The following is a 12,471-nucleotide window of genomic DNA, read 5'->3' as shown; positions in this document are numbered from 1 at the left end:
ATCAGGAAACGACACATCATGGGAAAGACGACTGGATTTCTTGAGTTTCAACGTCTGCAAGAGGCCGTAGAAGCTCCTTTAAAGCGGGTCAAGCACTGGAAAGAGTTTGTCCAGGTATTAAATGACGAGCAGGCCGGCCAACAGGCCGCCCGCTGCATGGACTGCGGCATCCCTTTCTGCCATAACGGTTGCCCGGTCAACAACATCATCCCCGACTGGAATGATCTGGTTTACCGCCAACAGTGGAAAGAAGCCCTGGACGTGCTGCACTCCACCAACAACTTTCCGGAAATTACCGGCCGCATCTGCCCCGCACCATGCGAGGCAGCCTGTACGTTGAACATCGACCGTGTACCCGTGGGCATCAAGTCCATCGAGCACGCAATTATCGATAAGGGCTGGGCAGAAGGCTGGGTAGTACCTCAAGTGCCCACCCACAAAACCGGCAAACGCGTGGCCGTGATCGGCTCCGGCCCTGCCGGCTTAGCCTGTGCTCAGCAATTGGCACGCGTCGGACACGACGTCACCGTGTACGAGAAAAGCGACCGCATTGGTGGCTTGATGCGCTACGGCATCCCCGACTTCAAGCTGGAAAAACATCTGTTGGATCGCCGTATCGCACAAATGCAGGCCGAGGGCGTACAGTTTTGCCCCTCTACCTATATTGGCCAGGCACAAGACCAGGCCGCGCAGGAACCCGGGCTAAGCGTGTTATCACCTGACGAACTGGAACTACAGTTCGACGCCATCGTCCTGGCAGGCGGCTCTGAAACCCCCCGCCTGCTCGATACCCCCGGCAGCCAGTTGCAAGGCGTACACCCTGCCATGGACTTCCTGCGCATCCAGAATCAGCAAGTTGCCGGTTCACGAGGCACCCCCGCCATCAGCGCCCAAGGCAAACATGTCGTGGTGATTGGCGGTGGCGATACCGGCTCGGACTGCGTGGGCACCAGCACACGCCAAGGCGCAAAATCAGTGACCCAGTTTGAACTGATGCCCCGCCCGCCTGAGCAGGAAAACACGGAGCTGACCTGGCCCTACTGGCCCATGAAACTGCGCACCTCGTCCTCGCACGAAGAAGGCTGCGAACGCGACTGGGCGATCAACACGGTAGAACTGGAAGGCAAGAACGGACAGGTCAAAGAACTGCGCGCCGTGCGCGTGGAATGGAAAACCGATCCAGCAACAGGCCGCATGAGCATGACACCCATTGCTGGCTCCGAAATGACCTTCCCTGCCGATCTGGTTCTACTGGCCATGGGCTTCACCGCCCCCGTTCGCCAAGTTCTGGAAGCCTTTGCCGTAGACGCCGATCAACGCGGCAACGTCGCCGCCAACACAGACGACTACCAAACCAGCCGGGCCAAAGTCTTTGCGGCCGGAGACATGCGACGCGGCCAGTCCCTGATCGTCTGGGCCATCCGCGAAGGCCGCCAGTGTGCCCGTTCCGTAGACGAGTTCTTGATGGGGAGCTCGACACTGCCCCGTTAAGTCCACTTGGCAGTACCAGTAAGCAAACAGCCAGCCGCGATAAACGGCTGGCTGTTTGTCTTTGGGTGAACAAAGCAACTCATGGCCCTGGGTGCCTTTACAAGCTCTTATTCGCTATTGATCGCTGCTGCCTGCTGCCTGCTGTCTGCTGTCTGCTGTCTGCTGTCTGCTGTCTGCTGTCTGCAACTAGCCTACGGGCGGTCCCTCCACAAGCACCAGCCTTTTTTCCAATACTGAGACACAGCCAACAAACAACCAGAACGATTGGCTGTTGGCTACTGGCTACTGGCTACTGGCTACTGGCTTCCACCATTCTGAAGCCCTTGCTGGCGGGGGGCGGGGTTGGAGCATTCAGGGAGCTTGCCGCCGTCTGGGGCGGTCGTAGGGATGCAAGCACCTTGCTGTTTGAGTTCGGCGCTTGTGATTGGTCCGGCGGACCAATCACCGAACGAGTTCAAGGTGCGCCCTACGACAGGCTCAGACAAGGGTACCGGTGCGCAGCGCCGGCAAGCTTCCGCTCCGGCCCCGCCCTTGCTGGCGGGGGCTGCCGCAAGAAAGCCCCTCACCCTAAAACCCACTCACCTAACCAACTGATTCCAAAAAACATTCCCCAAAATTCTAGGGTTTTCCCTTAAAAGCTACAAACCACCCCATGCCCTAGGGTTTTCCCTTGTTTTTAAACTAGGGAAAACCCTATAATAAGGATTCGTAACTTAGACCTTCACCTTAAAGGGACAGCAAATGTCTACCATGACCACTTACTCGCACTACATCCACTGGAGTGATGCTGTTGAGCGTGGGGTAATGCAGCATGCCCTGGAAAATGGTGAATCCGTGTCTTTAACTAGACTGACCAAAGCAGCGGCCAAACAAGTTTCCAAAGCCGCAAACGTGGTGTTCAACTACATGGTCGCACTGACCCAGGCCTTGAACGAAGCCCGCATCCGCGATTCGCGCATGTCGGCCAGCTACTGGTAAGCCACGCATCACCGTCGTAACGCTCAAGCAAAACACCGCTTGATGTTGAAAAGCCTGCTGATTTAGCAGGCTTTTGTTTTTTCTGCGTTTGCCAGTGTTGTCGACTATGCACGTTGCTGCTCAAACTACAGCCTGAACCTACCAGGCATAAGCACCTCAAAGCCTATCCCCCCTCTCCCCAAGATCAAGATGGGTCTGTGCAATAGATGCTCATCATCTCCTAAGCATGCAGACATAGAAAAGGCCAGCAAAAGCTGGCCTGCAGACCTGCGCGGCTTAAGAGCATGAACAAAGCCCCCAATCATCTGCAAGCAATGAAAACCGCTCAAGATTTGTTCAACAAGTTCTTCAGCATATCCAGCCGCTGCTTGGGACTTAAGGCCGCCTGCGCCGGATCCTCTTGAGCACCAGGGTCTTCGATCTTCATCTCATCAATAAAGCGCGACCGCTCCCGCACCAGGTTTTCGCGTGCGCGCCGGCGCTTCTTGCACCAGCTCAAGCGCAAGCTACGCTGAGCACGGGTAATACCCACGTACATCAAACGTCGTTCTTCCTGAATGCGCTGAGCCAGAATATCGGCCTCTTTATCCGGATCGATATCTTCGTCATCACGCCCGATGTGAGGCAGCAGCCCCTCTTCCACCCCCACCAAGAACACATGCGGATACTCCAGACCCTTGGAGGCATGAAGTGTGGACAATTTGACCGCATCCGGGTCTTCGTCCTCGCCACGCTCCAGCATGGTGATCAGGGCGACTCGCTGCACCAGATCATTCAAACTAAGCTCATCGTCCGCCGCTTTGGATTTCAGCCAGGTAATCAGCTCCAGCACGTTTTCCCAACGGGTCTGCGCGGGGCGTTCATCGAACATATCGTAGAGATAGCGCTCGTAATCAATCGCCCGCAGCAGCTCATCCATCAATTCGCTGACAGCCGTTTCATGCCCTTCCTGATCGCTTTCTACCCGATCCGCCCGTTGCTGGATGCGCCCTATAAACTGCGCAAAAACACGTAAAGGCTCCAACTGACGCTCGGGCAGTCGATCCGTCAGTGCAATCTGGGGCACAGCCGAGAACAGGGACAGCTTCTGTTCTGCTGCAAACTGCCCCAACACCTGCAAGGTAGCCTGCCCAATACCACGCCTTGGCGTGGTGGCAGCACGAATAAATGCCGGATCATCATCATCGTTCGCAACGACACGCAAGTAAGACAGGATGTCGCGAATCTCGGCCTTGTCAAAAAAGCTCTGCCCACCCGAGATGGTGTAGGGAATGCGAAGATTACGCAGGGCCTGCTCAAAAATACGGGCCTGATGGTTGCCCCGATACAAAACAGCAAAGTCACGCCACTCGGCCTGACGCTCAAAGCGTTCTGCCGATATGCGCATGGCAACCGAGTCTGCCTCGTTTTGCTCATCGTCCGTCACATGAACCTGAATGGGCTCACCAAAACCCAGATCAGACCAGAGCTTTTTACCGAACACGACGGGGTTATTGCCAATAACGTTATTGGCGGCCTGCAAGATGCGCTGCACCGAGCGATAGTTCTGCTCCAGCTTGACGACTTTCAGGTCGGGATAATCTTTAGGCAACTGCGCCAGATTCTCCACGGTGGCACCCCGCCAGGCATAGATCGCCTGATCATCATCCCCCACCACCGTGAACATATTGCGCTGACCGGTCAAAGAACGCACCAACTGATACTGACAAAGATTGGTGTCCTGATACTCGTCCACCAACAGATACTGCACCCGGCGCTGCCAGCGCTCGCGCACGTCCTGATTGTCCTGCATCAATTGCGCCGGCAAACGAATCAAGTCGTCAAAGTCCACCGACTGATAGGCAATCAGGGTCGCCGCATAATCACGGTAAATACGCGCGGCTTCAATCTGGCTGGGCGAGTTCGCAGCACGCTCGGCCTCATCCGGTCCCATCAGGGCATTTTTCCACAAGGAAATCTCTTGCTGCACGGATCTCAGGCGCCCCTTATCCGTGGTGGCTAGCAACTCCTGAATGATTGCCAACGCATCGTTGGAGTCCAAAATGGAAAAGCGCGGCTTCAAACCCACGTGCTGAGCTTCCTCGCGCAACATGCGCAAGCCCAGAGAGTGGAAGGTGCTGACGGTCAGCCCTCGCAGCAGCTTGGGGTCCACCAAGGCGCGAATCCGCTCGTTCATTTCACGCGCAGCTTTATTGGTGAAGGTCAGCGCGACCACTTGCCGCCCCGTGTATCCGCATTCGCGCAGCAAATAGGCGATTTTCTGCGTGATCACGCGTGTCTTGCCACTGCCCGCTCCGGCCAATACCAGACAGGGGCCGTCCATATACAACACAGCCTGACGCTGCATGGCGTTCAGGTCAGTGGGGACGGTATGGCCTGGTGTAGTGACGGAGGTGGACATGGTGAAATCAGTGAATACTAGGCAAGAAAACGAGGTTCAACGCCAAACAACCAGCAGAACTAAACGTGACATCCCGGCCAAGCCGAGTATGGTTTGATGACAAGCGAAAGGCCAACACAGAGATACAGCGGAAACGAGGTACAAGAGCATGACAGCGGCAGGGCAACAACATCGCGCCACAGCCTCATCGCTTCCTGCCTCTTGGCTCATCGCTGCATAGCTGCATAGCTGCATAGCGCACAAGGATACACCCTGCGGTACCCAAGCTACTCCTACCGCCTCTGCACGCACATGAGCCTGTGGAATTTTAGATCTCGAGGGGGTCGACCTCGATCGTAATACGCACTTTATGCTGCTTGGCCAACTGCGCGACCTGCGGCCCCCAGTATCGTACAAAGGCCTGCAGGGCCGGGCGATGAACGCTTTCCAACAACAGTTGAGCGCGCTCGACTTTGGCAACGCGCAACACGCGTAAAGGCACAGGATCGTACAGGAAAACCTGATCCGCGCCTGGAAATTCGTTCGGATAGTCTTCGGGCAAGCGTCGTGCCTGCGTCAGCAAGCGAATGGCATCGGCCAACTGCGGCGCTTCGGCCGACAGCAGCACTTGATAAGCAAAAGGCGGCAAACCCACCGACTCGCGCTCGTTCAAGGCGCTTTGGGCAAAGCCAATGTAATCGTGTTTGATCAGACTTTGATAAACAGCCTGCTCCGGGTAGCCCGTCTGGATGATGACATCCGCCCCTTCAGTATGACGGCCTGCTCGGCCTGCCACCTGCATCAGTTGCGCAAACAAGCGCTCGGGCGCACGGAAATCATGGGCAAACAAGGTGGCATCTGCATTCAACACGCCGACAACGCTCAAGCGCGTAAAGTCATGGCCTTTGGCCACCATCTGGGTGCCCACCATGATATCCACTTCACCTGCATGAACCTGCTCGAACAATTGCTGCGCACTGCCCTTCAAGCGGGTGCTGTCCGCATCAATACGCACCAGGCGAGCATTCGGAAACCGCTCACCCAAAAACTCTTCAATCCGCTGCGTACCCCGGCCCATGGGCTGCAGGTCCTGATCGCCACAATCCGGGCAAGCACGCGGCACAGGCGCTTGATAACCGCAGTGATGACACTGCAAATTATGCTTGAAGCCATTTTGCCTATGCAGCACGGTGTAAACCGTGCAGCGCGGACATTGGGACAGCCAGCCGCAAGAGGCACAATGCAGCACAGGCGCGTAGCCACGTCGGTTAATAAAAACCAGCGACTGCTCGCCCCGATCCAGACACGCTTCCAGCGCATCCAGCAGTTGAGGAGAAAAACCCGAATCCAGCCGCAAATGACGGGTGTCGACCAGGCGCACTCGCGGCAAAGAGACCTCGCGGGCACGTTTGGGCAGGCTCAGCAGGCTATAGCGCCCTTGCCGGGCATGATTCCAGCTTTCCAGCGAAGGTGTGGCGGAGCCCAGCACCACCGGCACTTTCAGATCGTAGCCACGCCACACGGCCAGATCCCGAGCGGAGTAGCGCAAGCCATCTTGCTGCTTGTAAGAGGCATCGTGTTCCTCGTCCACAATAATCAGGCCCAGCTCGGGCATGGGCGTGAAGATGGACAGCCGTGTTCCCAGCAAAATGCGAGCCTGACCACTATTGACGCGCAGCCAGGAGCGCAGCCGCTCGCCTTCAGACAAGCCACTGTGCAGGACAGCCAGCACATCACCAGGCAGCACGCGCGCCAATCGTGCCCGCAAGACCTGCTCGAACTGAGGCGTCAGATTGATTTCGGGCACCATGAACAAAACCTGCCGACCAGCGGCCAGCACGTGTTCCAGCACCCGCATATAGACTTCGGTTTTCCCGCTACCCGTTACGCCATGCAGCAATAGGCAGCTACCGGGTTTGGCCGCCACAATGCCATCGACCGCAGCCTGCTGTTCGGCATTGAGCACAGGCAGGACATCGCTGTCCACCGGCTCCACCTTCTTTTCCTTGCGCTTGGCCATGCGCAGTACCGGACCACCTGCGGAACGCTTGCCCAGATAGGCAGAAGGTTTACGCAAGGGCCCCGGCAAGGACGGCATCATGACCTCGCCCAAGGGACGGTGGTAATAGGTGGACGCAAAGCGCGCCATCCGCAACCAGTCTTCCGGAAAAGGAGGCAAGTCATCCAGCAGTTGATCAATCGACTTGACCTGCTCGGGCGGGTAGGAAGGTTCTTCCGGCAAGGCCACCACCACCCCTATCATCTGCCGCCGCCCAAAATGCACAATGACCCGCTGTCCGACCAGAACAGGTTCGTGGTGCTGATAATCAAACACCCCATCCAGGGGGACGTCCAAAGCCACATGCAGCCAGAAAGGTCCGGTGCTTGCCGATGCAGAAATAGCGTCAGGAGTGGCGGTCATGGATGGCGATTCGCAAAAGGGCTGGCCTGGCTGAAAGCCTGATAAGTCAAGAGCTTAGCGGCCTGTGGATAACTTTGGGGAAAATGACATTAACAAAAAACACAAAGAAGCAAGCACAGATACAATTTAATTTTCAATGCCTCTGAAACAAGAATAAAACTCAGAGAAATCAAATAATTAAAACTTGCTATTAAAATTAAACCTTAAATATAAAGACCACAAACTTCTACCCATCTGTGTGCATAACTTTGCGCACAAGCTGCCATAGCCCGTGCGCAAAGACAATCAAACGCTGTGGTGACGACGGCTGTAGGAATGCACTTCATCGACCAGAATGCCTACGGCTTCCGGATCAGTGAAACGCGAAATACCGTGACCGAAGTTGAACACGTGACCGCCCTGACCCACGGGGCCAAAGTCGTCAATAACACGGCGGGCTTCGCGACGGATGGCCTCTTCGCCACCAAACATGGTCATGGGGTCCAGATTGCCTTGCAGGGCCAGCTTGTCACCGATACGCGTGCGTGCACGGGATAGGTTTACCGTCCAGTCCACACCCATGGCATCAGCACCACAGCCCGCGATATCTTCCAGCCACATGCCGCCACCCTTGGTAAAGACAATGACAGGGACACGCTTGCCGTCATGCTCGCGAATCAGGCCATCAACCACTTTACGGGTGTAGGCCAGGGAGAATTCCTGGAACAGGGAGTCGGACAGTACACCACCCCAGCTATCGAACAACATGACCGCCTGTGCACCGGCACGAATCTGGTTGTTCAGGTATTCGCAGGTGGTTTGGGCATTGATTTCCAGCATGCGGTGCATCAGGTCTGGACGCTGATACATCATGCTTTTCACCAAACGGTAATCGTCCGAACCTTGACCTTCGACCATATAGCAGGCGATGGTCCAGGGGCTGCCGGCAAAGCCGATCAGCGGCACTTTGCCGTCCAGTTCCTTGCGGATCAGCGAGACAGCGTCGAACACGTATTGCAGCTTGGACATGTCCGGCGCTTGCAGCGCCATGACATCGGCCTCGTTGCGTACAGGACGGGCAAAACGCGGGCCTTCACCCGCCACGAAATCCAGACCCAGGCCCATGGCATGCGGTACGGTCAGGATGTCCGAGAACAGAATAGCCGCATCCAGATCGAAACGACGCAGGGGCTGTAAGGTGACTTCACACGCAAATTCGGGATTCTGAGCCAGTTGCATGAAAGAGCCAGCCTGGGCTCGAGTGGCATTGTATTCAGGCAAATAACGCCCGGCCTGACGCATCAGCCAGATGGGGGTGTAAGGCACCGGTTCGCGCAACAGCGAACGCAGGAAAACATCGTTTTTTAATTGAGGTAAAGACACGGCAATCCCTATTGAAAAATGCCTGTTAATTTTAACCATCGTGTTCGTCGTCTGGGTTTGACGCGGATCGAAAGCGCGCTGCATCGATATGGTGTTTGCGCATCAGTGCCCAGAAAGCACGCCGGTGCTTTTGTGCGGAGCGGGCCGCCATGGCGATATTGCCGCTATGGCGATCAAGGGCGGCATGGATATAAGCCTGCTCGAAGCGGGCCACGATCCGTCCCTTGGCAACTTTGAAAGATTCCTGGCTGCTGGCGTAGCGCGAGGCTACCGCAGCGGCATAGGCTTCCAGCGTTGTCCCCTCCTGTTGCAAGATCGTTTGCGACAGGCGCTGCTCCGTTGGGCCGGGATGCAGGACCAGATCCTGGTTTTCCTGCACCCTATAGTGTATCCGACCGGACAGCCCCGGTTCATTCAAAGCGTGGGAGGCCGTCTGCAAACGATGCCGATTGATGCGGGCACGCAAATCGTCCAGGCACAAAGGCTCACGGACATAGTCGGCCAGCCCCAGTTCCAGAAGGTCTGTCAGGGCGGCGGCTTTGATGGCGGCACGTACCAGACCAAAGACCGGCACCGGCAAATGGCCCTGGGCCGCCGACAGAGCACGACGCACCTGAATCAGGGTAGAGGCCTCAACGGGAATCAGACAGGCGTCAAACCGCAGCAGCAAGGCAGCCGAACGGCGCAAAAACAAATAGTCCTGATCGGCATGGGCAGGCGGCGGAGCCTGCAAGGCGTGCAGTTGCAAACGCTCGCACGGCGGGATGATGGCCAGCACGTTCTGGGCCCATGTTGGCTGGGCATGCAGCAAAGCGCAATCGAGGTGGAGACGCATAAGACTATCCTTGAGAAGCTAGGCGGGCCACACCGGCCGCCCCAGAATCATGAGCTTCTAGGATAGGAATCCGAGCGGTTTGCGATAAGTCGGATTTGCGTCTACGTAGCTGTACTTAATCGCCCAAAAGGCGGCTGCGACGCCATTCACTGGGTGATACGCCATAGCGTCGGCGAAAGGCGTGGCTGAACACGGCCGCATCGGAAAACCCCATTTGCCAGGCCAATTCACTGATCTGCCGGCCAGGTTTGCCATCGACCAGCAATTGACAGGCGCGCTCCAGACGGGCGGCCATGATGTAGTCGGCGGGGGCTTGTCCGCACAGCTCGAACAGCTTATAGAGATAGCGGCGTGAAATACGAAACTGCAATGCCAGGGACTGTGCATTCAAACCGGTATCACCCAGATGATCCTGTACGTATTGCTGAATTTGCAGCAGTTGCCCACGCCGCACTTCGTCCAGGGCCGACTCGGTCGTCACCGGACGGCCATCGGCCAGACTCAACGCCATCATGCGAATGACGGTTTGGGACAGTTCGCTCAAGGCCGAGGGCGACAAGTGCCCGCGCTCCTGCAAGCCCAGACGCAGCATGTCCATGGCAATCCGGGCCGGACCGGTGGTGGCCGAGAACGACCGGGCTACGGCATCGCTTAACCAAGGCAGCCAAGGCAGCAGGCGCTCTTCCTCGAACTGCAAGACCAGAAAATGGGATTGATCCTGCACGGCTACTTCGTAAGGGCGGGTGGTGTCATAAATGCCCCACTGCCCAGCCTGCAAAATGCTGCTGCGATTGTTCTGCTCAATCTGGCTACTGCCACTGATTTGCAAGGTGACCTTGTACAGCGCCTGCTCGGAACGGTTGGCCAGGGCCTGGGTGCGGCGCACACGCTGCGCGCTGGTACACAGCTCCATCACATCGACCGAACCCATGCGGTCGGTTGCTGCCCGGTTAGAGAAGCCACGGCGCGAGTCCGGCTGGACTTCCAAGGGCACGAAGTACGCACACACCACTTCCTGCCAAGCAGCCAGGCTCTTGAAAGAAGCAGAGGGAGTGCGCAATAACATAGACATTGCCTGAGGGGCCCTTGCGGCCAACGCTATTGATCGGGGTAAGGAGCAGGATATGCCCCTTTTCTTATAGCCCTAAAAAATTCAAGCGTCTACGGTCGTTAACCCGCTATCTCAGCGCTCCATGGAGCCATACAGATAAGGAGCGGGCTCCAAACCCATGCTGTTCATCTTGACGGTTAACGCTGTACGCGCCTTGAGCACATCATCAAAACGGTGATGACGTGCCGCCCCTACCTCAGCCGAGGTAAAGGGCCGGTAATCGGGTGTCATTTCTTCGGGGCTGAATTTGGCCACAATCCAGTTCAGCACACGAGCCAGATCCGCATTATCCAGTTGCGACTGCGCAGCACCGGGCACCCGAATCATATAGTCCCGTCCCGCCGGCAAGCGGGTAAACAAGCCAATGGACTGGTTGAAGTCGGGGATTCCACGCTGCGTCAGGCCCTGACCATCGTAGCGATGGCAGCCAGCACATTGCAGCATATAGTCTTTAAAAGCCTGGGAGCTTTGCAGGTAGTCGCCCGTTCCGGTCATCTCTTCCTGGGCATGGGCCCAAGGCGTCAACGCCAGCAGTACGACGCCCAAACAGGCCAGGCGCAAAGATGTCCACACAGTGATACCTCCTTGAGTGACCGGACGCCATCCTGGCCGCCCGGCACCTTATTCCAACCCTGAGGTCTGCCAAGAAGGAAGAGAACTGACATCCAATGGGCCGTTCTTTCCGCAACCCTGACAGCCTTGCGAGCCGTTTTTAGTTTTTAGCCAAACCCACCAATACCGACGTCGTGCAGTGGAAGGTACTGTTCTCGTTCGCCATGCACCAGTTCACATCATTGTGCAGGAAGAACTCGTAACCAGGACGCTCACGAGTCTGCGTATTGCACTGGCAGCGGCCGCAAGCGGTCTTGCCGCAGCAGTCGTGATAGCTGATCAAGTAGTCCTTGCCATCATGCGGGTTATGGCAAGTGCCAATCCACGAGATGGGCGACGGCGTCGAGCCCGGAGGGCACGTCGTGGTGGTGCCGCCGCAGCAAGAGCACAGGAAGCCGTCCACCGCGCAGTGACGCCAGTAGTCGCAGGAGTTCACCTCGTCTTCACTGGCCAGATCGGGATTCAGACTGATGTGATCGGCACCACTACTGCTGCTGCCACCACCACCGGCAGCGCGAGCCACGGGCAATACGGGCAGCACAAAGGCCGAACCGACCATTAATTTACCCACCGAGCGCAGCACGCTGCGACGCGAAGTCTTGTGGGCCACAGAACGGGAGAGGCTCTCCCCAAATTTATCCAGCCAACGCATTGACGTTCTCCTTTCGTGATACCTGCACTTGCTTCATGCCCGAGTCACCGGCCAAGTATTCCTGCGCCGACGCAACACCCAGGTCTTTAGCGGTAAACAGGCTTTCGAGCTGTTCACGCGAATTGACCAGACCCTTGCCGCGCACGATGCCGTTCTCGTCGATCAACACGGCATAAGGCAGTTTGCTGATCTGAAAGCCCATGCCCAATTGCGTGGACAGGACGTAGGGGAAGCTGTCCAGTTGTGCTTTCTGGTAGAAAGCCAGATGCTCGGGCATCTCGCCATCACTGGCCAGCACAATATCGACCCACTGACCTTCCGCGCCCTGAATAGACTTCAAAATAGGCAAAAGCTTCTTGCACACCGGGCAGGTAGGCGACATGAAGAAAATCAACTGGCTACGCGGGCCAGCCACCCCTACGGTAAGGGCACGACCACGCAGGTCTTGCAGTTCCATGACGGGTGCGGCATCACCCACTTGCGGGCCTTTGTCCATGGTCAGGGCACCCATGGGGGCAACCCGTTCGTACAACACGCCAATCTGGCGCGACAGGGCAAGTACCAGCACCACCAGGGCCAGTACGATTACCCATAAAATGACGTTGGAAATCAGTAAAGCGGTCATTGA

10 protein-coding genes are annotated in these 12,471 nt (G+C 56.9%); 2 read left to right on the top strand and 8 right to left on the bottom strand.

Annotated features, from left to right (window positions below; all coding sequences use genetic code 11):
* Nucleotides 1-18 precede the first annotated feature (18 nt).
* Nucleotides 19-1,491: a glutamate synthase subunit beta gene (locus AC6I6N_RS08705; protein ID WP_094195430.1), complete on the top strand. Its 1,473-nt coding sequence runs from the start codon at nt 19-21 to the stop codon at nt 1,489-1,491.
* Nucleotides 1,492-2,232: 741 nt separating this feature from the next.
* Complete coding sequence (locus AC6I6N_RS08700; protein ID WP_230018900.1) at nt 2,233-2,469, top strand: hypothetical protein; 237 nt, start codon at nt 2,233-2,235, stop codon at nt 2,467-2,469.
* 325 nt (nt 2,470-2,794) lie between these two features.
* Here the strand turns inward: AC6I6N_RS08700 and AC6I6N_RS08695 are convergent, their stop codons facing one another.
* From AC6I6N_RS08695 to mauD, 8 genes are all read right to left on the bottom strand, one after another.
* Entirely contained in the window at nt 2,795-4,870 is a 2,076-nt protein-coding gene (locus AC6I6N_RS08695) for a UvrD-helicase domain-containing protein (RefSeq protein ID WP_230018898.1), read from the bottom strand.
* Between the two features lie 307 nt (nt 4,871-5,177).
* Nucleotides 5,178-7,271 carry a primosomal protein N' gene (locus AC6I6N_RS08690; RefSeq protein ID WP_497943425.1) on the bottom strand — a complete coding sequence of 698 codons (2,094 nt, stop codon included), beginning with the start codon at nt 7,269-7,271 and terminating at the stop codon, nt 5,178-5,180.
* Between the two features lie 285 nt (nt 7,272-7,556).
* Nucleotides 7,557-8,633 (bottom strand): uroporphyrinogen decarboxylase, encoded by a 1,077-nt coding sequence (gene hemE / locus AC6I6N_RS08685; protein WP_094195425.1) that lies wholly within the window; start codon nt 8,631-8,633, stop codon nt 7,557-7,559.
* Nucleotides 8,634-8,664: 31 nt separating this feature from the next.
* Nucleotides 8,665-9,468 carry a hypothetical protein gene (locus AC6I6N_RS08680; RefSeq protein ID WP_094195424.1) on the bottom strand — a complete coding sequence of 268 codons (804 nt, stop codon included), beginning with the start codon at nt 9,466-9,468 and terminating at the stop codon, nt 8,665-8,667.
* Nucleotides 9,469-9,583: 115 nt separating this feature from the next.
* The gene (locus AC6I6N_RS08675) at nt 9,584-10,534 is read right to left on the bottom strand and encodes an AraC-like ligand-binding domain-containing protein (RefSeq protein ID WP_108728242.1); all 951 of its coding nucleotides are present in this window, start codon (nt 10,532-10,534) and stop codon (nt 9,584-9,586) included.
* Nucleotides 10,535-10,651: 117 nt separating this feature from the next.
* Nucleotides 10,652-11,152: a cytochrome c family protein gene (locus AC6I6N_RS08670; protein ID WP_108728243.1), complete on the bottom strand. Its 501-nt coding sequence runs from the start codon at nt 11,150-11,152 to the stop codon at nt 10,652-10,654.
* Between the two features lie 139 nt (nt 11,153-11,291).
* Nucleotides 11,292-11,843, bottom strand: a complete 552-nt coding sequence (locus AC6I6N_RS08665) for a methylamine dehydrogenase light chain (protein WP_108728244.1) — start codon at nt 11,841-11,843, stop codon at nt 11,292-11,294.
* Nucleotides 11,827-12,468, bottom strand: a complete 642-nt coding sequence (gene mauD / locus AC6I6N_RS08660; protein WP_094195420.1) for a methylamine dehydrogenase accessory protein MauD — start codon at nt 12,466-12,468, stop codon at nt 11,827-11,829. The genes AC6I6N_RS08665 and mauD overlap by 17 nt, the downstream gene beginning before the upstream one ends.
* Nucleotides 12,469-12,471: the final 3 nt, after the last annotated feature.

The sequence above is a fragment of the Alcaligenes sp. LTN-3 genome (assembly GCF_059735605.1).
The sequence above is the reverse complement of the archived record's forward strand: the minus strand, read 5'-3'. Positions and strand labels throughout refer to the sequence as shown.